The sequence below is a fragment of the Psychrobacter sp. ER1 genome (assembly GCF_048631835.1).
In the GTDB taxonomy this organism is placed as follows: Bacteria; Pseudomonadota; Gammaproteobacteria; order Pseudomonadales; family Moraxellaceae; genus Psychrobacter.
The window spans coordinates 1,683,915-1,708,155 of record NZ_CP184640.1 but is presented as its reverse complement, the minus strand read 5'-3'; the positions used below and the strand labels follow the sequence as shown (position 1 = coordinate 1,708,155).

Sequence of the window (24,241 nt, the reverse complement as noted above, 5' to 3'; positions counted from 1 at the left end):
TTAATTTCCTGTTCGATTTCCTTTATAGTTCCGATCTAGTTCTAAGGTTTTATTGATTAATATGAGTTAAAATACAATGTATTAACTTTTTATTAACATTCTAGACACCTTGGAGTTTGATTATGAAGATGTTTGTTTGGCTATTCATTGCATTTTTGGTGTTGGTAGTTGTGTTTGGGGTATCTATTTTTAATAGATTGGTACGCGCACGTAACCAAGCAAAGAACGGCTTTGCTCAAATAGATGTGCAACTAAAGCGTCGTCATGATCTGATTCCAAACTTGGTCGAAACTGCCAAGCGTTATTTGAGTCATGAAGAAGAAACACTCACTCGCGTCATTAGCGCGCGTAATCATGCTCAAGATCTACAAGACTCTAATAAGCATCAGCCAGACTCGCTAGAGCATATGGCACTGTTTGCAAAAGCAGAAGGTATGCTGTCCAAAGCGTTGAGTCAATTTTCCGCTGTCGTCGAAGCCTACCCAGAGCTCAAAGCCGATAGTATGATCAAGGAACTCATGGACGAACTAACCAATACGGAAAATCGCATCGGATTTGCCCGTCAGCATTATAATGACAGCGTAATGTTTTATAATAATGATCGCGAAGTCTTTCCTAATAACCTCGTTAGTACGACGTTTGGCTTTCGTCCACTCAGTCAGTTGGTATTCGAAGACAGAGAAGCGATTGCTCAGGCACCGATTGTCAATATGGGCTAAGGTTTAGACAATTTTGGCGAACTCTAGGCAGCCTAATCTGATGGATTTTTTTGGTGAACAGCGGATACGTACGCGGCGCAGTCTATTACTTTATGGACTGTTTTTCCTGATTGTACTTGCTCATATGGCAGTGGGACTGGCTGTCATGTCTATACTGCTGACAGTATTTACAGGCGGTATATACTACTGGGTATTGGTTCTGGTCATTGTCTTGACGTTAGGCAGTTTCGTTGGTGGTAGTTTTTTAGAGTATCGACGCCTGCGAGCAGGTGGCCGCGCTATTGCTCAGCGAGTAGGGGCGGTTAGGCTATTCATTGATAACAGCCAAGAAGCATGGGAGCACAGTCAAGGAGTCGCTCATCAACACGAAGCTGAAGAAAAGGTTCGCTATAGTTCACGTCATATAGCAGTACGTGACGAGCGCGATTTTCCGCCCGTTTATCGTCGCTACTATGAAATCGCTCAACAACTGGCCATTGCGGCAGGTTTGCAAACCCCTATTTTGTACGTGCTACCTGACGAGCAGGGTATCAACGGTTTCGTCGCTGGTCGCCATAGCTCAGATATGGTACTCGTCGTTACTCAAGGTGCGTTAGATAAACTGTCTGATGAGGCGCTATACGGACTCATTGGTCATGAATATGGTCATATATTGCACGGTGATGCTACGTTCAATTTACAGCTGATGGTGGTATTGGCAGGCTTGCAGATACTATACGACTGGAGTGACCCAATATCTAATTACCGTTATTTTGATAGCGATAGTATTTCCCAAAAGTTTCTATCACAGAGACAGGTTGATACGCTTGCACGCAATACAGAAGCGCAAACCGCTAATTTCACCACGCATAGTGAATGGGTCGCTTACTGGCAGCAGCAATCACAACAACAGCAGTCCTCAGCCAAGCGTCAGTCTAAATGGGTGCAAACGCCGCCTATAATAGATCATCAAGCCCCGCGTAGTGTCTGGACATTGCTACTGCATGGTTTGAGCTTCTCTAGTATGGCAAGCGCGCAGTTGATTAAGCACAGTTTTAATCGTGAGCGCGAGCTACTTGCTGATGCCACCAGCGTTCAGTTAACACGTATGCCTGCGATTATCGAAACCTTAAAAGCTATTCATCAAGACTCGCTCGGCTCGCGTTTGTCTGGCATCGCCGATATCAATGGACTCAGTCATTTTTTCTTTGCTAGTAGTGGGGCAGACTTGGGTGATGTGTCATGGTTTGCCACACATCCAAGCTTGACTGAGCGTATGAGCGCTATTAATGCGGATGCTTATCATGAGTTTGCGGTACAAGTTGCCAAAGAAAAGCGAATAAATCAGCAAAAGGTCAAAGAAATATATAGGCAACGACGCTTAGGTGATTGGGGGCAACAAAAGAAAATAGCCTAAGTGAATATTTGCCAGAAAGAAACGTGCAGCATTCGTCAGTATTTGAGACTCAAACAGCTGCAACGATTAATATAAGAGACAATAAACAGATAAGTGACGCAAAAGTTCTTGCTGAATCTATAAGCGAAAGTCGTAATAAAGATAATGGCGAATTAGAGATTGATGACGGTTTAGAGTTTGCCGTAGAAGCTGATGTGGTGGTCGATGGGCGGCTTCAAGTACAGGCCGAAGACGTTGGCGTTCATCAGCTATTAAAACCGTGGCAGTCCAAACCTGACGCTGACCTACCAGAAAACACATTAATTGGGTTTAATGATATTAAAAAGGTATCACTACCTCAGTACATACTCAACCATAGTCATCATCCTTTAGGTGCGCTAGCATTAGTCGAAGCTGTCTTGCTTTGTCATCAGCATCAATCATTATCAACGACTGCCACTTATAGTTTGAATGATATTTGGAATGATGGCTTCTCTGTTGCGACTGACTCGACTTCCCATGAGCAAATATTACCGCATAGAATAGATACTAAGCTGATGACAGTAGTAGCCAGTTTGGACAGACGTTTAGACAGCGCTTTGATTGAGCTCGCCTTAAACCAATTGCATCAAAAGAATTTATCTGAACTATGTATTGAAGATCTAAAGCTCAAAAGTAAAAACGATCATAGTCACGACAGTCATCAGTACTATAAAAAACAAGAGAAATGCCGTACGATGTTGTTGCGTTATCAGCAGGGCATATTTGAGCTGTTTAACCAACAGCTGACATCTGACTTAACCAAAAGCTTAGCTTATGATTCGTCAGATAAAAATATAGCTAGTGATAACGCTCATGCGGTTGCGATTACTCTGAATAACCCGTTAGCTTTAGCACATCAAAAATCGCCAATATCATCATTATGGCAAGCGCTACATTTGCAGCAGTTACTACCGATATTGTCTAAAGTTTTACAAGATACAGACGCGCAGTCTCTATGGCCGCAAATACTAAAGACTGGTATGGAAGACGTAAGGGCGCAACTAGATCCTTCAAGTCAGGCGTTTACAGGACTTAGTAAATCAGAAGTATCAGTTGTTGTCTTATTGGCTTATCGACTATCAAAAGATGCCAAAGGCCAGATGATCTCACTGCATGACCAATCGCTATTGAGTGAGGGTACTGACAGTGTGGCGCATTATATTGTAGATTTGAGACGGCATGCGCGCTTGATTGATATTGATCTTATGACAGTAAGCGATGTTAATTTACAGTGGCTATTATTGACCGCACAGCACTTGAATAGCATTCAGTTATTGGCGATTATTTCTGCGGTTCCTGTCTCTGCCAATCACTTTATCAAGCGCTTGGTAGGTGATCCGAATGCTGATAATTATCGAGAGAAGCAACAGGATGGTAGTCAAATAGATTATAATGAAAGTGAAATGAGCCAGCCTACTCATAATGAGTATCGCCAATGGCTAAGTACGTTGCATACGGTGATGTTACACGATACGATAATCAGCCAAGATGAATACGATTGTTTGTTGGCAATATCAGAGCGTTGGCTCGGTATTCGACAGCTGTTTTGATGGGTATGTATCTAGTATTTGATTAATAGTGTGATGCATGCTCAGTGAGATCTGCCAAAACCATAAAAACATCTATAAATGATATAAACAAAATGAGTAGGATAGTAGAGTCGAATGAGTGATACCCAAGACCCGCTAACTTTATTACAGCGCCGTGTGCAGCAACGCCAAATTCTAGCGATGATGGGTATCAATCAGTGGGTGCAGCCTGAATCAGAAACCATCAATATGGCTGACATTGCGACAGCTTCGGTTGAGCAGTCAAATATTGTTTCCACTGATATTGAGTCTAACAACAACGAAGTAGTGAGCGCTAGAATTGTAGACACAGTTGATCAACCGACTGATGGTTATGATATCAATAATTACAATGCTAACGGCTATGTTACCGATGAGTATGATCCTGATTTGCAAGCTACCAATGAACGGACGGCTAGCGAGCAAAGCCCTGTTACTTATAGTTTTGATTCCGTTGATTCAACTACGGTCAGTTCAGGTACTGTTAGTTCAAGTGCTGGGTCTAACTATCATGACATCCCAAGTACTGCATCGAACCAAACTGCTGTAACCTCTACGAATGCACCTATTGAGCAACCTCAATCTGCGCAGAGTAATTTTCCGCAAAGTAGTTTTCCACAGAGTGCTAGTGATGACAGCATAAATGATGATAGCTTAAAAAAAGTAGCACCATTTGACCTGCAAGGTGGCCGCTATGGTGACTGGGTGATATTGGTTGATATCAAAGCGCTAAATAGTGACAGTCAAAAACTATGGCAAAACATCACCCAAGCGCTATCAATCACTTGCGAGACAACATCATTCCCGATTTGCGACGGTATGGATACTGCTGAGCTTGCCAATGCCAGTCTTGCAGGATATATCTTTCGAATTGGCCGGAGTGAAGAGATACAAGTTGCTGCACTGACAGCGCTGCCTAACGGCCTCCAACATCCCAATCTGACCACTGTGCCGAAATTAGAAGAAATGCTCGCAGACAGTGATGCTAAACGTCAGCTGTGGGAGCAGATATCTCATTGAGTTGTATGAAAACTAACATCGATACCAATGCCTTTATCAACAAACTGAAATAAAAACATCCTTTTATTTCATCATACCTAGGACTGTGATTATGCCTACAACCCCAACGTCTACAGCAACTGCTACACCGCATCGCCTGCCAAATTTTTGTGCTGGACCTGCTACCATGCCAACAGCCGTATTAGAACGCGCGCAGAGCGAACTGCTTGATTGGCAAGGTCGCGGCCTGTCGGTCATGGAAGTCAGCCATCGTAGTAAAGAGTATATAGCCATTACTGACAAAGCGGAAGCTAAGCTACGCACGCTTATGGAAATACCAGATAATTATAAAGTGCTGTTTTTGCAAGGTGGCGCTAGCTTACAGTTTTCTGCGATTCCATTGAACCTGTTAAATGGTGGACGCGGTGACTATTTGACGACAGGCACATGGTCAAGTAAAGCGATCAAAGAAGCCAAGCGCTATGAAGCGTTGGGTCTGGGCGAAATTAACTTAGTCGCAACTGGCAAAGAGAATAACTTTACTGACGTACCAGCGCAAAGTGATTGGAATATCAGTGAAGACGCCGCTTATTTTCATTACTGTGCTAATGAAACAATTCATGGCCTACAGATATTTGAGCCGCCACAAGTAGATGCGCCAATCATTGCTGATATGTCATCTTGTATCTTGTCGCAGCCGATAGATGTGTCTAAATTTGGCATGATCTACGCGGGCGCCCAGAAAAACATCGGTCCTGCAGGTCTAGTCATTGTCATTATCCGTGACGATTTGATGGGGCAAGCAAGTGAATGGTGTCCTATGCTGTTGAACTATGAGCATCAAGCTGACAAAGAGTCTATGTCTAACACGCCAGCGACGTATTCTTGGTACTTAGCAGGGCTGGTGTTTGATTGGTTGGAAGAGCAGGGAGGTGTAGCTGCTATCGGTAAAATCAATCAGCAAAAAGCTGACTTACTTTATAAGACAATCGATGACAGCAGTTTTTATAATAATCCAGTAGATTCTAAGTATCGTTCTATCATGAACGTGCCATTTACTTTAGCAGACAGCAGCCTTGATAAAGTATTCTTAGAAGAGTCAGAAAAAGCTGGCTTGTTAAATCTAAAAGGTCATCGTGACGTAGGCGGTATGCGAGCCAGCATCTACAATGCCGTACCAATTGAGTGGGTACAGCAGCTGGTTGACTTTATGATTGCGTTCGAAAAAAGCATGCATAAGTCATAATAGCTTTAAAATAAAAGACGCTGCTTTTACAAGTTGCGTCTTTTTTATGAGTGTATTTGTCGATGCGCAGTTTTAGGAAGAAGCGTTTAATATCTGCCGCCATTATATCTAATATCAATGATGTCGTACTGATGGATGCCGCGTAACACGGCAAACCATTAGGATGAACTACCCACTACCTTATAGGTAGGGGTTTCTTAGGTAACGCTCATACTTGACACGATATTCTGTATCAGCGGTTAAGCGAATTGACTAAGCTAACCCTGTCGCACCGACAGTTTTTGAGTGTTTAGCCAGTAGCAATCCTTGATTTAAGATGTTAATACTGGCGTTGAGGTCTCGGTCATTTTCTTGCAGGCAACTTGGACAATTCCAAGATCTTAACGACAGCGGTAATTCAGCTTTCGTTAGCAAGTGACTGCATCCTGAGCACGTTTTAGAGGATGGATACCACCGGTCTATTTTAACAAGCGTTTTACCGTACCATTCCGCTTTATATGCCAGCATGGTGGTAAAGACCGACCAAGCGCTGTCCGATATGGCTTTGGCAAGTTTCCTGTTCTTAACAATACCCTTTACATTCAAATCCTCAATAGCAATAACATCGTGGTTTTTGATGATATTGAATGAGAGCTTATGTAGAAAGTCTTTGCGGCTATTGGTTATTTTCTCGTAGACTTTAGCAACTTTAAGTTTTTGCTTTTGGTAGTTACCGCTCTCTGATAGTTTACGTTGATCCGCTTTGGCCACAGCTCTACGTTTGGCTAAAATCTTTTGTTCTCGCGCCAGTTTATCTTGCAACTTTGCCAGAAACTTAGGATTGGCAACTCTGCATCCATTTGATAAGACGATGAAGTGGGTCAGTCCTAAATCAATGCCGATATTAGAGTGAGTCTTTGGTAGTGGCTCAACGACCGTTTCAACCAATAGGCTGACGTAATACTTGTCTGATGGGGTTTTGCTTATGGTGGCACTTTTTATTAAGCCGTTTATTTTACTGGGGAATTTGGCGTTGATGTGGCCTATTTTAGGCAGTTTAACGGTGTTTTTTGTGACGGCTACCGTTCCCTTTTGATTGTTGGTGGTGTAGCTGTCTTTAATGCCTTTTTTCTTGAATTTAGGAAAACCTGAGCCTTGTTTGAAAAACTTGCTATAGGCAGCTCTTAGCTGTTGCTGTACGTTAGCCAATGCCAAGCTATCCACTTCTTTGAGCCATTCAAACTCTTTTTTGTACTGAGCTGGGGTGTTGTTTAGGGTGGTTTTAGTAGCTTTGTAATGATCAATCTTATCACCAAGCATTTTATTCCAAATAAAGCGCGTACAACCGAATGATTTAGCAAAGAATACTTGCTGATCGGCATTAGGATATATCCTAACTTTATGGGCGTTTAGAATTTGAGTGGGCATACAGACGGTGCTTATATTTCGTGCTATATTTATTATTAATAATACCACATGTAGAAATAGTTACTACCAACAATGCATTCATCCCACTACTTTAGAAGTAGGGAGCTTCTGCGCTGAAGTGTTAAAAAACCTAAGTTTGTTATGATAAAATTTTGCTATAACGCTGTTTTGCTGTCAGGCTTTACGTTTTGATATTTATATTGGTTAGCATAGAGGTTTATTATAACGTCATGATAATAAAAAACGCCCTGTTAAAAGCTGTATTGCTAACCATCACCGTCAGTTGGATACCGAGCAGTATCGCTGCACCTATCACGACGACCGCGCTTGGTCACAATAGTCCTACTGAGTACATCGATGCACCTTACTTACCTTATGCCAATCCAAAAGCGCCATCAGGAGGTACGCTTTCTCTAGATGCTCGCGGTACGTTTAATAGCGCCAATAAATGGATGACCACGGGTGTGGCGATGATTGGCACAGACTATCTGTATGATACTTTGATGACTGGTTCATTAAATGAAGCATTTACCATGTATCCACAGCTGGCAAGTAAAGTGACATATGATCCCGGTGATACAAGCTGGATTATCTATCATCTCGACCCTAATGCTCGTTTTTGGGATGGGTCGGGTGTGACCAGTCGCGATGTAAAAGCGACTTTTGAGGCGATATTGAACAAAGGCCCCATGTATATTCGCAGTTATCTAAGTGATATCAAAGACATTCAAATCATTAATGATCAACAAGTAAAGTTTGTCTTTGCCTCTGCTGACAACAAAGAGATTTTACTGACTGTTGGGCAGTTTCCTATATTTGCCAAATCTTCTATTGATACCGATTTTGAGAAAATCAGTCTGTCACCATTGATGGGTAGTGGTCCTTATAAATTGGGGCGAGTTGATGCAGGGCGTTCGGTAAGTTATATACGTGATCCCAATTATTGGGGGCGTGATTTGATGGTCAATCGTGGCCGCTACAATTTTGATATGATCAAGTTTGTTTATTATCAAAGTGATGAGATTGCCTTTGAAGGTTTTAAATCCGGTCAATACCGTTTTCGCCCCGAAAATAAAGCATCTAACTGGGTAACTGGGTATAATTTCCCTGCAGTCAAAGCAGGGCTTATCCAAAAAGAGACGATAACCAGCCAAAATCCAGTACCGATGCAGGCATTGGTGATGAATTTGCGTCGCCCAATCTTTCAAGATATCAAAGTTCGCCAAGCACTGACAGCTGCTTATGATTTTGAATGGATGAATAAAACCCTATTTCATGGGCAGTACGAGCGTTTGCAGAGCTTCTTCCATGGCTCAGAGCTTGCAGCAAAGGGTACGCCATCTGATGCAGAGATGCAGGTATTGACACCGTTATTGTCTGAGCTCGAACCGATTCAGCGTAAAGCAACATTAGCAGAATGGCAGCTACCCACCAGTGATGGGAACGGCTTTAATCGTCAAGGGTTATTAGAAGCGCGTAAGCTTCTATTAGAGGTTGGGTTTTATTATGAGGATATGAAACTATATCAACCTGATGGGTCGCTTGCTCAGATTGAGATTTTGATGACAGGCGAGACCATGGGCCGTGTATTGTTGCCTTATATTCGCAATCTAAAACGCTTGGGATTTGATGCAACATTGCGCCAAGTCGATGGGCCGCAATATTATGAGCGTATGCGCCGTTTTGATTATGATATGGTCGTGGACGTGTTTGCTCAAAGTCTATCTCCTGGTGCTGAGCAAGCGGCATTTTGGGGTAGCGCTGCTGCTGACGAGCCGGGTAATCATAACAGTGCTGGTATCAAGAATGCAGCCGTCGATCAAGTCGTTGCTGCCCTTGGTAATGCTAAAAATCGTGACGAGATCGTACTGTATACGCAGGTGCTAGATCGGTTGTTACGCGCAGGGCATTATGTCGTACCGCTATACGGCAAATCTGGCACCAATGTCGCCTATTGGGATCAGTATCGCCATACTGAAAAACTACCGACCAATGCTGTTGGTATCGATTACTGGTGGGTGGATAAAGAGGCAGAAGGGCGTATCAATAAATATTTAAAACAATAAACAGTTTTTATTATAAAGTTTGACCCGATAACAACGGACAGCTGAGCATATATGCTGTTTTTGTCAAATATATGCGGCTGCTATCAAATAACAGTTAGATTAGGGCGTGTCCTCATTTTAAAAATGGTGATAAAAATGAGATAAATTGCCGTCAAACGAGGAAAATAGTGCAGATAATATCGAGATATTGACCAGCTATTTGACGATGTTTGGCAAAATTTAGCTGTTTTTAGCCCATTTAGAGGACACTTGATTGAATTGAGAACACGCCCTAGATAACTCAAAATAACACGTAACAAAAATAACTACCGGTAAGGATTTAATATGAGTATTCGTATTCACCCAATCAAAGCATTTAGCGATAACTATATCTGGACATTGATTAATGAAAATAATAAGCAGGCGATTGTCATTGATCCAGGTCAAGCCCAGCCGGTCATTGATTATCTAGAGACGCATGAGCTCGAACTAACATCGATTTGGACGACTCACCATCATCATGATCATATCGGCGGCGTCGCAGAGTTGCAGGAATCGTATCCGATGACTCATCTGGTTGCGCATAGTGAGCATGGCGTCGATGAAGATCAAACTATCAAAGACGGTAGCACGGTGAGCGCATGGGGCTGCTCTGCGCAAGTCTGGGATGTATCAGGGCATACCGCTAGCCATATGGCCTATATTTTGGATATCGATGGGCAAAAGCATTGTTTCTGCGGTGATACGTTGTTTAGTGCAGGTTGTGGACGTGTGTTTACTGGTACGATTGAGCAACTGCATGAGAGCTTTAAGCGTTTGAACGGCTTGCCTCATGAGGCGCTACTGTATCCGGCGCATGAATATACGGCCAGTAACCTACGTTTTGGTCTATCTATTGAACCTGACAATGAATCGATGCAGCAAGCCTTAGCACGAGCAGAGGTACAAACTGAACAAGGCATGGCAACGCTACCAGTGACACTAGAGCATGAGCGCACGGTAAATGTGTTTTTACGTACACAAGAGCCGAGTGTAATCGCAGGAGTTAAATCCAAAATGCCTATCGATGATGAGAAGTCGTTAACGGTATTTGCAGCGTTACGTGAGCTGAAAAACAACTTTTAAAGTAAGTTTTTAACAAATAGTTTGCTTTTAAGCACCTATTTAATACACCACAATTCGCTGCTGAACGTCATTGCTATCTCTCTTTATTTAGGAAGTCGCCATTATGGGTCGTTATATCTTAAAAAGACTACTACTGATATTGCCGACACTATTTTTGATATTGCTTGCCAATTTTGTGATCATACAGGCGGCACCGGGCGGGCCTGTTGAGCAGCAGCTGGCACTTATTGAGCAGGGCGCAAAAGATAATGCGCTTGGCGGTAATATTGGTGCGGGCAGTGCAGGTGGCAACGACAGTACTTATCAAGGCACGCGTGGTCTCTCTGAGGAGATGGTCGCTGCGATCAATGCTCAATATGGCTTTGACAAATCCGCTCCAGAGCGATTTTGGCTCATGCTAAAGAACTACGCTCAGCTAGATTTTGGTGAGTCGTTTTTTAAAGGGCAGTCGGTGACCGATCTTATCATAGAGAAGCTGCCAGTCTCGATATCGCTTGGGCTGTGGAGTACGTTGCTCATCTATATGATCGCTATTCCGCTAGGCGTCTATAAAGCGATGCATCATGGCTCAGGCATTGATAAAGCCACTGCTATGCTGCTAGCGATCGGACATGCAATACCTGTGTTTGTCTTCGCAGTGATTTTACTGGTTTTCTTTGCAGGTGGCAGCTATTGGAATATCTTTCCATTACAGGGACTGACGTCCGAAAATTTTGATCAGCTAAGCGCGCTTGGTAAAGTAAAAGATTATTTTTGGCATTTGGCGTTACCGCTGCTGGCAAGTACTGTAGGCGGTTTTGCAGGTTTGACCTATCTGACCAAATTCAGCTTTTTAGAGGAGCTGGGCAAGCAGTATGTACTCACTGCTCGTGCTAAAGGCTTAGGTGAGCGTCAAGTGCTATACGGACATGTGTTTCGCAATGCAATGTTGATTATCATTGCCGGTATTCCAGCCGCTATTGTTGGTATCTTCTTCGCGGGTAATTTTTTGATTGAGATTATATTTAAACTAGATGGCTTGGGCTTGTTAGGGTTTGAAGCCATTCAACAACGCGATTATCCAGTGATATTTGGCACGCTATTTATCTTTACCTTAGTGGGGCTGCTACTGCAATTAATCAGTGATTTGAGCTATCACTTAATCGATCCTCGTATTGATTTTGAGGGGCGTTAATGTCAAATAATCAACCTTCATCACAGAGCAGTACTATTAATAGCGAACCAGGTAAAGCGCCAATGCCTGAGCAGCTATCTACCACAAAAAAGCAACGCTTAAACCCTATCTGGCAAGCACGTTTAAATCGCTTTCGCCAAAATAGACTTGGGGTGATATCGCTGTTTGTTTTCGCAGTGATATTTGTCATCTGCATGGCGGCTAATGTCATTGCCAATGACAAACCATTATTAGTGCAGTATCAAGGCGATTATTACTTTCCGGTATTAAAGGCCTATCCTGAAACGACGTTTGGCGGTGTGTTTGAGACTGAAACCAATTATAAAGACCCTGCAGTGCAGTCGCTGATTGATGAGCAAGGGTTTTATCTAATGCCGCTTATTCCGTTTGCCGACCAGACACCGAATGTCGAGCTTGGTCTGCCTTATCCAGCAGCGCCCAATGCCCAGAACTGGCTTGGTACTGATGATATGGGGCGTGATGTGCTGGCACGAATACTCTATGGGATGCGAGTGTCGTTACTGTTTGGTTTGGCCTTGACGCTTGCAGGCGCACTGATTGGAATTATCGTCGGTGCGGTACAAGGTTATTATGGTGGCTGGGTAGATCTGGCAGGGCAGCGATTTATGGAAGTATGGGGCGGTATGCCTCAGCTATTTATGATTATTATTTTGGTCAGTCTGTTTAGTCCTAGTATTATTATGCTGTTCGCCATGATGCTGTTGTTCGGCTGGATGGGTCTGGTTGGTTTGGTACGGGCAGAGTTTTTGCGAGCCCGCAACTTTGACTATGTACGAGCTGCACGCAATTTAGGCGTTTCGGACAGCCAAATCATGCTCAGACATATCTTACCCAATGCATTAGCTTCTAGCTTGTCGCAGTTGCCATTTATTTTAACGGCCAATATTATCGCCTTAACCGCGCTGGATTTCTTGGGATATGGATTGCCGCCTGGCTCGCCGTCTCTTGGCGAGCTAATGGTACAAGGTAAAAATAACCTCGATGCACCTTGGCTTGCTTTGTCAGGCTTCTTTAGTTTGACCTTTATTTTGTCATTGCTTATCTTCGTTGGCGAAGCGCTGCGTGATGCGTTTGATCCGAGGCGTTCTTAACATGACTGAAAATATTATCGCCACCAAGCAAAACAGCGCACCAAGTCAAAGCCCTAATAGTGCACAAGATAAACTTATGCTAACCGTAGATAAGCTCACTATCACGACGACTACAGGCGTCCAATTGGTCGATGCGCTGTCTTATGAGCTACGACAAGGGCGAACTCTGGCCATCGTTGGTGAGTCGGGGTCTGGTAAATCAATTGCCAGTCTTGCGCTATTAGGTTTGTTACCAGACAGCCTCACCGTTACTGGTGAGGTGCAGCTGGCAAGTACAACAGGCATGTCGACCTTGCCCATAGCGAATGATAAGGCGCGTAATGCCGCATTACGTGCTATTCGTGGACAGCGTATCGGTATGGTGTTTCAAGAGCCAATGACCGCATTAAATCCGTTACATACGGTCGCCAAACAAATTGCTGAATCGTTGCGTCTAAGCGGAATACCTAAAAAGCAATGGCGAGACACCAGCATTGCTTTGCTAAATGATGTCAATATTACAGATCCTGCTGACAAGTTGAACCGTTACCCACATGAGCTATCAGGTGGTCAGCGTCAGCGAGTGATGATTGCCATGGCATTGGCTCAGCAGCCTGATATTTTAATTACTGATGAGCCAACGACTGCGCTCGATGTTACCTTGCAGCATGAGATTTTGGTGCTACTAGATGATCTCAAACGTAAGCACAATATGGCGATGATACTAATCAGTCATGATCTCAATCTGGTCAGGCGCTATAGTGATAAGGTCATCGTTATGCGCCAAGGTCAAACGATTGAACAGGGTAAAACATCTTCGGTATTTGATCAGCCTAAGGCCGATTATACTCGCACACTTATCAAGCAAGACTTTGGGCAAGCATTAATCATAGAAGACGATAACGCAGATAAACAATCAAGCGTACTAGAAGTGAAGCGTCTTAATGTACAATTCCCAATTGAAAAAGGTCTGCTTGGAGGTACCAAGCGCTGGTTCGATGCGGTCAAAGGTGTCGATATGACACTGCAAAAAGGTCAGGCATTGGGTATCGTTGGAGAATCTGGCTCTGGTAAAACCACCATTGCACTGGCGCTTAGTCAACTACTGAGCAACCAAGCACGTGTGAATGGGCAGATAGTGGTCAATGATCAAGATATCTCAGGATTGTCCAAAAAAGCGCTGCGTAAATTCCGCTCGCAGATACAGATGGTATTTCAAGATCCATTTGCCAGTATTAATCCGCGTATGACGGTCATGCAAATCGTGGAAGAAGGATTGTTAGTACAAGGCGTGGATAAAGTCGCCCGTCAGCAAGCGGTGCTAGATAGTCTTGCTACGGTACATTTGCCTTTAGCATTTGCGCAGCGTTATCCGCATGAGCTGTCAGGTGGTCAGCGTCAACGCGTGGCACTGGCGCGCGCACTTATTATGAAACCCAGTCTACTTATATTGGATGAGCCTACTTCTGCGCTCGATAGTACCACACAGGTCACAGTAGTTAGTTTATTACGTGAAATCCAAGAAAGACTGCAAGTCAGCTATGTCTTTATCAGTCATGATCTCAAGGTAGTACGTGCACTGTGTCAGCATATCATGGTATTAAAACAAGGCACTTGCGTAGAGTCTGGACGTACCGAAGATCTCTTTAATCACCCACAACATATTTATACTCAGCAACTGTTAAAGGCAATTACTGACTAGTTTAAACGACTTACTGTAGCCACTTAGATTGATCAATCAAATTAAGCGACTAAAATAAGCGGCTTGGTATAAAATTGACACATTGCAGTTCATAATAATAGCGACATATTGAAAAGAGCAGTGGTACAATAATTTTAGAGAGCTGCCCATTTTATAATGCTGTGATGCGTATCTTTATACATTCTGGCGCTCGTAAATTAGTAATATTTAACTGGCTGCCCAAAACGGTCTTTATTGCAGTTAAAACCATCATTAAAAGGATTTTTGTGCCCATGAAAACACAAAATAGTATTACTAAATTGGTAAAGAACAACAGCTTGCAGCATGCTGGTTATTTGGTTGTCGCTAAAACTCGGGCCAAGGTGTTAAAAGCAGTGTCTTATGTGATACCTATCAGAAGACCTATGCTCTTTGTCGGTGAGACTGCCTGTGATGAGCTATGCGATATGCTTATCAATGAAGGCAATACCAATGTGTTTATCGTCACGGATACGGTGCTCAACAAACTGGGCATACCTGCAAAAGTTACCGATTATCTAGATGCGAAAAATATCAGTTATCACATCTATGATGGCATTACGCCAGATCCTACTTTTAAAGTAGTTGAAGAAGGGCTCCGTCAGTCTATAGAAGCCAATTGTGACTCTATCATAGCTATTGGTGGCGGCTCAGTGATCGATGCGGCCAAAATGATAGCCATGTCTCAAGGCAATAAGTGCAAGCCAAAGCAGCTAATCGGTATTCTTAAAGCAAGAAAGCCTGCAACGCCGCTATACTGCGTACCAACGACAGCTGGCACGGGTTCAGAAGCGACACTTGGTGCAGTAGTGTCTGATGACAAAACGCATCAAAAAGCATTGTCTATCGACCCAAGAATGGTACCACTAGCCGCTGCGATTGACCCAGTTATTATGAAAGGCATGCCAGCCCATATAACAGCAGATACTGGCATTGATGTATTGACCCATGCCTTAGAAGCATGGATGAGTGCCAATGCTAGCGTAGAGACAGATTATTATGCAGCCTCTGCCGTAAAATCTGTTATGCATTACCTACCACTAGCTTATAAAGACGGTGGCAATTTAAAAGCAAGAGAAGAGATGGGTATCGCCGCTCATTATGGCGGGATTGCCTTTAACAAAGCAGGTCTGGGTTATGTGCATGCTATTGCGCATCAGTTAGGCGCTTACTATAGTATTCCGCATGGCCGTGCTAATGCCATCGTGTTGCCTTATGTGCTCGACGTCAATCGCAAAGCGAGCAAAAAAGACTGGCTGCATTGGCGAAAAGAACCGGTATGGTACAGGATGGTCAAGCAGCTAATGGCGATAGTGAGATAGCAGATCACCTTATCACGCAAGTTAGAAACTTGATTGCAGATCTAAACATCGATCCGACTGTCAATAGTATGCAAACTAGCGACTTTGATGATATTGCAAAGGCAGCGGCAAAAGAAGTCAGTGACACCTATGCCGTGCCCACCTATCTATCAGCATCTGAGATCAAAGAAATTCTAACGAAGATTAAGCAGGCTAGTGATGAACGTGCTGATAAAGGTAGCCAAAAATCTTCATAATCCTATGCTTACATTGATAACCTTACGATAAATAAAAGCCCATTACTTTTTTGAGAATGGGCTTTTTTAATGCATTGAGATAACAAAGCTTTCGTCTTATTCCTATAGTTAACTCATACTAAAATATATAATCATTATCAAATAATCGTTTAATTTATCTTGTGATTACACTCAGTTGCTAAAAATTATCTTAATAAACTGTAAATATATAACAGTATAGGAATGTTTCAGTGACACAAAAGCGTTAGGATGTTTAAAGGATATTACGCTTAGGAGATTTTTATGAATCGCATATTACCATCTAAAATCATAGGGTTAGTTATCATAGCGAGTAGTACGATTTACGCAGGCTGCGCATCAACTGAAAACAGCTCTACTGTAAAGAACACAACTGCCGCTAACCCATATGCACCGACCACACCAGGATTAGCAGTAGCCACGGTAGCGGGTGGGTGTTTTTGGTGCGTTGAAGCAGGTTATGAAAAAATCCCTGGCGTGGTAGAAGTCGTGTCTGGTTATACGGGTGGCACCGCTGAAAACCCAACCTACAAGCAGGTGTCGGCAGGTGGTACTGGGCATACAGAAGCGGCGCAGGTGTATTATGATCCTAAGAAGATTACTTACAATGGCATAGTACAGGCGCTATGGAGAATCGCTGATCCTACTGATGATAAAGGGCAGTATGTTGATCGCGGCACACAGTACCGTCCAGCAATTTTCTATAACAATGCGCAAGAAAAGCAAATCGCAGAAGCGGCTAAGCAATCACTGCAAGCCTCTGGTGTTTATGACAAACCGGTAGTGATTGAGATTGTTCCTGCTAGCACTTTTTATCCTGCTGAAGAGTATCATCAGGATTATTATAAAAAGAACCCGATACGCTATAAAGCTTATACCTTTAATTCTGGTCGCTATCAATTTATCGAGAGTGTCTATGGTAAAAACTATGAGCTTGATTTTAGTAAGTTTACGCCCGAAGCAGATAGCACACAGCAAGTGACGTCAAATAACACATCAGATAGCAAAGTAAGCAAAGGTTTTAACCCAGAGACATTCGTAAAACCTTCACAAGATGCGCTAAAGAAGTCCCTTGGTGATATTCAGTACAAAGTCACACAAAAAGAAGGTACTGAGCGTGCCTTTGATAATGAGTACTGGGATAACAAAGAGCCTGGATTGTATGTAGACGTCGTATCTGGTGAGCCACTGTATTCTTCGCGTGATAAATATAAGTCTGGTACGGGCTGGCCGAGCTTTACTCGCCCATTGGATACGAGCTTGGTGGTTGAAAAGCCAGATCGAGGAATATTTGGAACCCGTACTGAAATTCGTAGCCGTTACGCGGACTCACACGTGGGCCATGTGTTTGATGACGGTCCAGCACCGACTGGCAAGCGCTATTGCATGAATTCAGCAGCGCTCCGCTTTATTCCACTGGCGCAGATGGAAGCTGAAGGTTATGGCAATTGGGTAGATGATGTAAAACCAGTTGGTTAGTACTATTTCCTATCACTCAACCAAATAAAAAGGACGCATATGATGCGTCCTTTTTGTTTGGTTGTTATTCACAAAAGCCTAAGCAACTAACAGCAATTTAAAACGCTGGTTGACGCTTAGGTACAGCACCCAAAAATTCATTACGTGCTTGATTGTTGTGTTGATATTCGCCAAGCATAGCGGTGCTACGCGTGGTTGAATGCTGTTTGCTAACACCGCGCATCATCATACACATGTGCGATGCATCCATAACGACTGCTACGCCGCGGCAGCCAGTAACATCCATGATAGTCTGCGCAATCTGCTCACTTAGGTTTTCTTGTATTTGCAAACGACGGGCAAACATATCGACGATACGGGCAAATTTTGACAGTCCCAGTACTTGACCGTCAGGTAAGTAGCCGATATGAGCGACACCATGGAACGGTAGCATATGATGCTCACACAGTGAATAAAACTCAATGTTCTGTACCAGTACCAGCTCGCGATTGGCTGATGGAAACACAGCATCATTGACCACTTCATCTATACTTTGATGATAGCCTTGGGTCAGATGGGCAAAGGCCTTTGCAGCACGTACAGGCGTATCTAGCAAACCCGGACGATCTAAGTCTTCGCCAGTTGAAGTAATCAGTTGGCGATAAGATTCGGTACTTTCTTTATAATCTGGGGTTATGATGGGGTGTTACTCATAAGTTTGGCAGCCATCCAAAATGTGGGTGTAGCTTAACGTTGAATCCTATCATGTGAGGATTCTTATAAAAATTGTGCAAGCTGGGAAGGGCTGTGATTATACTCGAAATCTGCTGAACTTCATACTGCTGTGGCTAGCAGTTGAGTCTTTAATCAATAAAGGGGTGCTTGGTACTCAGTCTGAACGGTTATAGTGTTAATATTCGAAGTGCGGTTTTTTCATAAAATAAGCAAACTACTATAGTCTGAGTATTTTATCGTGAAGCGTTGATGCTAAAATGCAATCTAATAACTCACGAAAAACTCTCACTGTCGATACTACTTCAGGTGATAAACTGCTATTAGTCATTTTGACGTTATTAGTTGTTTGTATCAGTCAATCCAATAACAAGCACCAAATACAGTTTACGACTGTTTACTTAAATTAATTCGTGTATAATAACTCATCTTTTCATTTGTACTATTTAGTAGTCTCAATCTTCTAATTACTCTAAATAAATTCTTATTCTAAATCATCTCGATTGATTCAAAAGGAAATCTTATGCTACTGCAAGGACAACGATTTGTCGTAACTGGCATCGCAAGTAAACTCTCTATCGCTTGGGCTATCGCAGAAGCGCTGCACCGCGAAGGGGCTTCACTAATTTTGACTTACCCGAATGACAAAATCAAAAAACGCGTCGATATGGCCGCTGAAAAATTTGAAGCAGATTTGGTTCTAGAGTGTGACGTAGCTTCTGATGAGTCAATTGCTGCGTGCTTTGAGCAAGTGACTGCTCACTGGGGTGACGGTATTGATGGTGTGGTACATGCCATTGGATTTGCACCGATGGATCAGTTGGATGGCGATTTTGTCAATGCCACGACTCGTGAAGGCAGCCACATCGCGCATGATATCTCTAGCTATAGCTTCGTTGCATTGGCTAAAGCGGCTCGTGAGTTACTGGCGATGCGCCATGGTTCTATGTTGACATTGACCTACGAAGGTAGCATTTCAGTATTGCCAAACTATAATGTCATGGGTATGGCAAAAGCCAGTTTAGAAGCCAGCGTTCGTTATTTAGCAACGTCTATGGGCGGTGAAGGTATCCGTGTTAATGCGATATCTGCAGGTCCTATCCGCACGCTAGCGGCTAGTGGTATCAAATCTTTCCGTAAAATGCTCGATATCAGCGAAAAAATTGCGCCATTACAACGCAATATCACACAGACAGAAGTAGGTAACGCTGCATTATTCTTATTGTCGCCGTGGGCATCTGGTATCACAGGTGAGATTATGTTCGTTGATGCAGGATTTAATACAGTAGCTATCAGCGAGCAGTTGATGGTGCTTGATGAACCAGCACAGTAATTGTTATAGATGATTCGTTTGATAATAGAAAAGACAGCCAATTGGCTGTCTTTTCTATTTATACTATGAGTCTTTTTGGCTACGTGCTTTTTTAGCAATGCGCCTTTTTAGCTACGTGCCTTTGGACGAGGGATATGATAACCAAGTTACCAAAGTGGATACTATGGGGCGGGGCAGTATTGGCATTTAGTGCTGGTTGCGTGAATACGACGGCGTTAATGGGGTTTGCCAATTTATCAGTGTCGCACGTAACGGGCAATGTAAGCTTGTTTGCAGCGGCTATCGCTCATTCAGACGCGCGTAGTATTTTATATATTGGTACTTTGTTGCTGTCCTTTTTGGCAGGGGCTATACTAAGCGGCTTTGTCATTGGACAGACATCATTGAAACTCGGCCGTCGTTATGGGCGAGCGCTATATTTAGAAGCAGCACTACTGTTGGTGAGTTATTGGTTATATCAGCAGCATGATTACTTGGGGCAATTAGCAGCAGCAATGGCATGTGGACTGCAAAATGCGATGGTCGCAACTTATAGTGGGGCGGTCATTCGTACCACTCACTTGACAGGGCTAACATCAGACATGGGGGCGGCAATTGGTAATTGGCTTGCTGGTCGTTCTATCAGTAAGCCAACCTTAGGGTTCCAAGCCATTATCTGGTATTGCTTTTGCGGTGGTAGTGCAGTAGGCGCTTTCTTGTTTGCAAAAGTCAGCTATGATGCTTTGTTTGTTCCCATCGCCATTGTGTCGACAGCAGCATTTGTGTACAACTATGTCTCAGATCATTTGCCAGAGGTGAGAGAACCAAAAAGATAGGCGCTTATCATAGTGATAAACGCCTATCTTTTTTGTTTGTACTAGATAAACATAATCTACTTAAAAATGAAGATAAATGTCATTGTTCATGAGATTTATTTTCTATCTTCTTCATGATCTTCATGTTCATGCATACCTTGCATCATATCTAATACAGAGTCGTCAGTACGCTGTTGATCTTTTTCGGCCAACCCATCTTGATTAATGTCTTTTGGTGCCATTTTGGTGGTTGCATCAATTTTATTTGCGTCTGTCATAAAGTTATTCCTTTTGTTTTTATTGATAATTTTCTATTCAACCTTCTGATTATGTGGTATCAATTTTTGCTTGTATAGCCCTAAATGATAAATGTTTAGAGGCTTTATGTAATTTTTATAAATCAGGGTCTGCATGAAAAGCAGTGAGAGAGCCATTGTCTAAAAATAAAATTAGTCGAAGGGTAACCGCTATTAACAAATCAAACAGATGAGCTAAAGAAACAAAATTAATCAGATTGTATTCATATATAAATTATTCTGATATGATATTTTCCCGCGTAATATTCGCTATATGAATATAATGATGTCATACAATAATTGTGTATTGCAATAATTTTTGACGTCATATTCCCTCTGGAGGCAATAAGGATAATTTATGTCAGAGAAAAACTGGATAGCCATCTTCCTAATGATGGCAATGAATATTTATTTACAGATACATTCCCAAAGGGAACGGGAAAAGGGTTGATCGTGGTCGCCATCGCGGCAATCATTAGCTTTATTATTTATAGCGTATTACCATTTGAAGTTAGTGCAAATAAAGGGTTAGCGTTGTTATTCTTTATTGGCGTGCTATGGCTCACTGAGGCGATACACGTCACTATCACTGCGATTTTAGTGGTTGTAGTTGGTACTTTGGTTGGCATTCCTGATTTTAATGCTGAAGTCGGTCTGCAGAGCTTTGCCAGCCCCATTATTTATCTCTTCTTTGGTGGTTTTGCCTTGGCTGCCGCGTTACATGTACAAAAGCTCGATAGAAAAATCGCGTTAAAAATTCTATCGTTGTCGGGTGGTAAGCTCAGTACAGCAGTATTTTTGATATTTGGTGTGACTGCATTCTTGTCCATGTGGATATCGAATACAGCGACAACGGCAATGATGCTCCCATTGGCACTCGGTATTTTAACGCAAGTTGATAGTAAAGAAGATCGCGGTACTTTTGTGTTTGTACTGCTTGGTATTGCTTATTCAGCAAGTTTGGGTGGTTTGGGCACGATTGTCGGCTCGCCACCAAATGCCATTGCTGCAAAAGCATTGGATATCGCATTTGTTGATTGGATGAAGTTTGGTATCCCAATGATGCTGATACTATTACCAGTACTGTTGGGTGCGATGTATTTGTATCTAAAGCCGAACCTAAACCGTACTATGCAGCTAGAGCAAGATGAAATCATTCCTTGGACCAAAACCCGCCTATTAACAATTACTGTTTTCATTGTCACGGCAGCTAGCTGGATGTTGTCTAAACAAATTGGGGCTGCAGTTGGTATCGAAGATACAGATGCCGTTGTCGCGTTGCTTGCAGCAGTGGCGGTCGTGAGCTTGGGTCTAGTTTCTTGGAAACAGGTATCAGACAACACGGATTGGGGCGTGCTCATGTTATTTGGTGGCGGTATTGCGCTATCAAATATCTTAAAAGTATCAGGTGCGTCATTAGTGTTAGGCGAGACGGTTGCTAATGGCTTACAAACAGCACCACTATTGGTGGTGATGCTTGCAATCTCAGCCTTTATTATTTTCTTAACAGAGTTTGCATCAAATACGGCTTCAGCCGCGCTCTTAGTACCTGTGTTTGTGGCAATTGCCGAGCATATAGGTATACCGAGTGAGGTCTTAGTACTTATTATTGGTATCGGTGCGTCTTGTGCCTTTATGCTACCAGTTGCCACGCCGCCGAATGCTATTGTGTTTGGTACAGGTTTGATCAAGCAAACAGAGATGATACGTACAGGTGTCATCCTTAATATTATCTCTACTATCATCATTGGGTGTTGGGCATACTTTTTCTTATTGTAGTTAAATAGCTCATGTAGACACAGTCATATGTACAAATGCTAAAAACCCCGATGTTTAAGTGATTCTTAAACGTCGGGTTTTTTATGGCTTATCATACGAGATAACGGTATAGAATGTTTATTATTAACGTCATCTTATTGAATGGATTTGATCACATGACACAGTATTTATTAAAAGCAATTATTCTCATAGTGCTAGGCGCAATTGCTGTGATAATGGTATTTATAGCAAAATACTGGGCGCCTGATCGTACCATCGCTGAGCTAAAAAAATGGCAACTACCCAACAGCGAATTTATAAACATACAAGGTATGCAAGCGCATGTATCGCAGTCAGCTAATTGTCATGTAAATCGTGGCAATACAGCTGAAAAAGATCAACCTGAAACAATCGTTTTATTGCATGGCACATCGGCGAGTTTGCATACATGGGAGGGCTGGACCAAGGCGCTGTCTGAGCAATACTGTGTCGTGAGTATGGATTTGCCAGGGTTTGGTTTGACCGGTCCTTATGTGAATGAGAGCACGCGATACAGCAGCGAAAATTATGCGGCGTTTGTCATTCAGGTGCTCAATCATTTGAAGCTGGACCGTGTCACGCTAGCCGGGAATTCATTGGGAGGCAAGGTAGCGTGGCGTACTGCAGCTTTGTATCCTAAGCGTGTCAGTCGATTGATATTGGTAGACTCAGTTGGTTATCCAGCAACGCCAAAACATGTCCCTATTGGTTTTAAACTTGCTAAATATCCAATGATGTCACCAATTTTAAATCGTATCCTACCTAGAAGTGTTGTTGAGAAAAGCGTTTTAAGCGTGTATGCCGATGACAGTAAAGTCGACGAGAAATTGATTAACAGATACTATGAATTGACCTTGCGCCAAGGTAATCGGCAGGCTTTGAGTCGTCGCCTACATGAGACTGATGATGACAGTGACCAAGCGCAGATAAAGCAGCTCGACATACCGACTTTGATCTTATGGGGTGCAAAAGATGATCTTATTCCTGTAGAAAACGCCGCGTTATTTCATAGAGATATACGTAATAGTCAGCTTAAGATATTTGATAATTTAGGTCATGTACCGCACGAAGAAGATCCGTTAGCAACCGTTGACGTTGTAAAGCAGTTTTTGGCGGATAAGCCAACGAGTAATTGAATGAATATTTTAAACGCTTTAGTGAATTAACAGTCGTTGTCACTAGAGACATGTAGAAGGTAATGTTTTATGCTAACACTATATATGGTTCAGCTTGGAGGTCGTCCTAAAGGTCGTCTGATTGAGCAACACGATATTTTCTTTGGTGTGGCCCCTCAGGTGAGTGACTTGATAGCAGATATCAATGAGCATTGGCCTGAAGTAAAAAATAAATGGCATATTGATTCATATCGAGCAATTACTAAAGTGGGTAGTTATACCATCAAGTTAATTGAATCAAGTGAGCAGTTAAAGGCTGCTGCTGACTTAAAGTTATTCTTTATCAATCTAGGTGGCTATCAGCAGGACAGTTTTGAAGAATTCCATTATAAGCTACTCATCGTTGCACCTAACCAAGCTGACGCGATCAAACAAGCAAAAAAAGTGATTTTTATAAGCAGTTTACTTTTAAAAATGAAACGTCACCTTTTAATGCAGCTTCTCATATTGATGATAAGCTTGCAGTAGATATAGATGACATATATAACGTAAATGATCTTATCTCAAATGTTCGACTTTCGATTGAGCCTATCAGTGATATAGATGAGCTGAATGCTTGCGAAGACAAA

At 42.7% G+C, this 24,241-nt stretch carries 21 protein-coding genes; 18 read left to right on the top strand and 3 right to left on the bottom strand.

What is annotated here, in order from left to right:
• The first annotated feature begins 122 nt into the window (after window positions 1-122).
• The 5 genes from ACOBWA_RS07695 (at window position 123) to serC (ending at window position 5,949) form a co-directional block, all read left to right on the top strand.
• Window positions 123-719 carry a LemA family protein gene (locus ACOBWA_RS07695; protein ID WP_371547158.1) on the top strand — a complete coding sequence of 199 codons (597 nt, stop codon included), beginning with the start codon at window positions 123-125 and terminating at the stop codon, window positions 717-719.
• A gap of 13 nt (window positions 720-732) precedes the next feature.
• Complete coding sequence (locus ACOBWA_RS07690) at window positions 733-2,115, top strand: M48 family metalloprotease (protein ID WP_420228951.1); 1,383 nt, start codon at window positions 733-735, stop codon at window positions 2,113-2,115.
• Window positions 2,116-2,123: 8 nt separating this feature from the next.
• Entirely contained in the window at window positions 2,124-3,686 is a 1,563-nt protein-coding gene (locus ACOBWA_RS07685; RefSeq protein ID WP_420228950.1) for a hypothetical protein, read from the top strand.
• Between the two features lie 114 nt (window positions 3,687-3,800).
• Window positions 3,801-4,724 carry a DNA polymerase III subunit psi gene (locus tag ACOBWA_RS07680; RefSeq protein ID WP_420228949.1) on the top strand — a complete coding sequence of 308 codons (924 nt, stop codon included), beginning with the start codon at window positions 3,801-3,803 and terminating at the stop codon, window positions 4,722-4,724.
• Between the two features lie 91 nt (window positions 4,725-4,815).
• Window positions 4,816-5,949, top strand: coding sequence for a 3-phosphoserine/phosphohydroxythreonine transaminase (serC, locus tag ACOBWA_RS07675; RefSeq protein WP_420228948.1), 1,134 nt, complete (start codon window positions 4,816-4,818; stop codon window positions 5,947-5,949).
• Window positions 5,950-6,201: 252 nt separating this feature from the next.
• Here the strand turns inward: serC and tnpB are convergent, their stop codons facing one another.
• Complete coding sequence (tnpB, locus tag ACOBWA_RS07670) at window positions 6,202-7,356, bottom strand: IS200/IS605 family element RNA-guided endonuclease TnpB (protein WP_420228947.1); 1,155 nt, start codon at window positions 7,354-7,356, stop codon at window positions 6,202-6,204.
• A gap of 233 nt (window positions 7,357-7,589) precedes the next feature.
• Here tnpB and ACOBWA_RS07665 point away from each other — a divergent pair, with 233 nt between their 5' ends.
• The 8 genes from ACOBWA_RS07665 (at window position 7,590) to msrB (ending at window position 17,566) form a co-directional block, all read left to right on the top strand.
• Window positions 7,590-9,422, top strand: a complete 1,833-nt coding sequence (locus ACOBWA_RS07665; protein WP_420230743.1) for an extracellular solute-binding protein — start codon at window positions 7,590-7,592, stop codon at window positions 9,420-9,422.
• 324 nt (window positions 9,423-9,746) lie between these two features.
• Complete coding sequence (gene gloB, locus ACOBWA_RS07660) at window positions 9,747-10,526, top strand: hydroxyacylglutathione hydrolase (protein WP_057760343.1); 780 nt, start codon at window positions 9,747-9,749, stop codon at window positions 10,524-10,526.
• Between the two features lie 103 nt (window positions 10,527-10,629).
• On the top strand, window positions 10,630-11,700 hold the full coding sequence (yejB, locus tag ACOBWA_RS07655; protein WP_420228946.1) for a microcin C ABC transporter permease YejB: 1,071 nt from the start codon (window positions 10,630-10,632) through the stop codon (window positions 11,698-11,700).
• A gap of 62 nt (window positions 11,701-11,762) precedes the next feature.
• Window positions 11,763-12,812, top strand: coding sequence for an ABC transporter permease (locus ACOBWA_RS07650; protein ID WP_379544982.1), 1,050 nt, complete (start codon window positions 11,763-11,765; stop codon window positions 12,810-12,812).
• 1 nt (window position 12,813) lies between these two features.
• The gene (locus ACOBWA_RS07645; protein WP_420228945.1) at window positions 12,814-14,493 is read left to right on the top strand and encodes an ABC transporter ATP-binding protein; all 1,680 of its coding nucleotides are present in this window, start codon (window positions 12,814-12,816) and stop codon (window positions 14,491-14,493) included.
• 272 nt (window positions 14,494-14,765) lie between these two features.
• Entirely contained in the window at window positions 14,766-15,833 is a 1,068-nt protein-coding gene (locus ACOBWA_RS07640; protein ID WP_420228944.1) for an iron-containing alcohol dehydrogenase, read from the top strand.
• Window positions 15,791-16,069 carry a hypothetical protein gene (locus tag ACOBWA_RS07635; protein WP_420228943.1) on the top strand — a complete coding sequence of 93 codons (279 nt, stop codon included), beginning with the start codon at window positions 15,791-15,793 and terminating at the stop codon, window positions 16,067-16,069. The genes ACOBWA_RS07640 and ACOBWA_RS07635 overlap by 43 nt, the downstream gene beginning before the upstream one ends.
• A 282-nt stretch (window positions 16,070-16,351) precedes the next feature.
• Window positions 16,352-17,566: a peptide-methionine (R)-S-oxide reductase MsrB gene (msrB, locus tag ACOBWA_RS07630; protein WP_420228942.1), complete on the top strand. Its 1,215-nt coding sequence runs from the start codon at window positions 16,352-16,354 to the stop codon at window positions 17,564-17,566.
• A 97-nt stretch (window positions 17,567-17,663) separates the two neighbouring features.
• On the opposite strand, the gene folE is transcribed toward msrB, so the two are convergent.
• On the bottom strand, window positions 17,664-18,245 hold the full coding sequence (gene folE / locus ACOBWA_RS07625) for a GTP cyclohydrolase I FolE (protein ID WP_420230742.1): 582 nt from the start codon (window positions 18,243-18,245) through the stop codon (window positions 17,664-17,666).
• Window positions 18,246-18,800: 555 nt separating this feature from the next.
• Here folE and ACOBWA_RS07620 point away from each other — a divergent pair.
• Entirely contained in the window at window positions 18,801-19,610 is an 810-nt protein-coding gene (locus tag ACOBWA_RS07620; RefSeq protein ID WP_420228941.1) for an enoyl-ACP reductase FabI, read from the top strand.
• 134 nt (window positions 19,611-19,744) lie between these two features.
• Entirely contained in the window at window positions 19,745-20,425 is a 681-nt protein-coding gene (locus ACOBWA_RS07615) for a YoaK family protein (protein ID WP_420228940.1), read from the top strand.
• Window positions 20,426-20,520: 95 nt separating this feature from the next.
• On the opposite strand, the gene ACOBWA_RS07610 is transcribed toward ACOBWA_RS07615, so the two are convergent.
• A complete protein-coding gene (locus tag ACOBWA_RS07610; RefSeq protein WP_290176270.1) occupies window positions 20,521-20,682 on the bottom strand; it encodes a hypothetical protein in 162 nt (53 codons plus the stop codon).
• Window positions 20,683-21,054: 372 nt separating this feature from the next.
• Between ACOBWA_RS07610 and ACOBWA_RS07605 the strand changes: the two genes are divergently transcribed.
• From ACOBWA_RS07605 to ACOBWA_RS07595, 3 genes are all read left to right on the top strand, one after another.
• Complete coding sequence (locus ACOBWA_RS07605) at window positions 21,055-22,479, top strand: SLC13 family permease (protein ID WP_420230741.1); 1,425 nt, start codon at window positions 21,055-21,057, stop codon at window positions 22,477-22,479.
• Window positions 22,480-22,634: 155 nt separating this feature from the next.
• Window positions 22,635-23,633: an alpha/beta fold hydrolase gene (locus ACOBWA_RS07600; protein ID WP_420228939.1), complete on the top strand. Its 999-nt coding sequence runs from the start codon at window positions 22,635-22,637 to the stop codon at window positions 23,631-23,633.
• 69 nt (window positions 23,634-23,702) lie between these two features.
• Window positions 23,703-24,140, top strand: coding sequence for a DUF1543 domain-containing protein (locus ACOBWA_RS07595; protein ID WP_420228938.1), 438 nt, complete (start codon window positions 23,703-23,705; stop codon window positions 24,138-24,140).
• The last annotated feature ends 101 nt before the right edge of the window (window positions 24,141-24,241 follow it).

Coding starts and splice junctions, on each gene's coding strand:
- ACOBWA_RS07695 (WP_371547158.1), top strand. CDS start 123: ATGAAGATGTTTGTTTGGCTATTCATTGCATTTTTGGTGTTGGTAGTT.
- ACOBWA_RS07680 (WP_420228949.1), top strand. CDS start 3,801: ATGAGTGATACCCAAGACCCGCTAACTTTATTACAGCGCCGTGTGCAG.
- serC (WP_420228948.1), top strand. CDS start 4,816: ATGCCTACAACCCCAACGTCTACAGCAACTGCTACACCGCATCGCCTG.
- tnpB (WP_420228947.1), bottom strand. CDS start 7,356: ATGCCCACTCAAATTCTAAACGCCCATAAAGTTAGGATATATCCTAAT.
- gloB (WP_057760343.1), top strand. CDS start 9,747: ATGAGTATTCGTATTCACCCAATCAAAGCATTTAGCGATAACTATATC.
- yejB (WP_420228946.1), top strand. CDS start 10,630: ATGGGTCGTTATATCTTAAAAAGACTACTACTGATATTGCCGACACTA.
- ACOBWA_RS07650 (WP_379544982.1), top strand. CDS start 11,763: ATGCCTGAGCAGCTATCTACCACAAAAAAGCAACGCTTAAACCCTATC.
- ACOBWA_RS07645 (WP_420228945.1), top strand. CDS start 12,814: ATGACTGAAAATATTATCGCCACCAAGCAAAACAGCGCACCAAGTCAA.
- ACOBWA_RS07640 (WP_420228944.1), top strand. CDS start 14,766: ATGAAAACACAAAATAGTATTACTAAATTGGTAAAGAACAACAGCTTG.
- ACOBWA_RS07635 (WP_420228943.1), top strand. CDS start 15,791: ATGGTACAGGATGGTCAAGCAGCTAATGGCGATAGTGAGATAGCAGAT.
- msrB (WP_420228942.1), top strand. CDS start 16,352: ATGAATCGCATATTACCATCTAAAATCATAGGGTTAGTTATCATAGCG.
- ACOBWA_RS07620 (WP_420228941.1), top strand. CDS start 18,801: ATGCTACTGCAAGGACAACGATTTGTCGTAACTGGCATCGCAAGTAAA.
- ACOBWA_RS07615 (WP_420228940.1), top strand. CDS start 19,745: ATGATAACCAAGTTACCAAAGTGGATACTATGGGGCGGGGCAGTATTG.
- ACOBWA_RS07610 (WP_290176270.1), bottom strand. CDS start 20,682: ATGACAGACGCAAATAAAATTGATGCAACCACCAAAATGGCACCAAAA.
- ACOBWA_RS07600 (WP_420228939.1), top strand. CDS start 22,635: ATGACACAGTATTTATTAAAAGCAATTATTCTCATAGTGCTAGGCGCA.
- ACOBWA_RS07595 (WP_420228938.1), top strand. CDS start 23,703: ATGCTAACACTATATATGGTTCAGCTTGGAGGTCGTCCTAAAGGTCGT.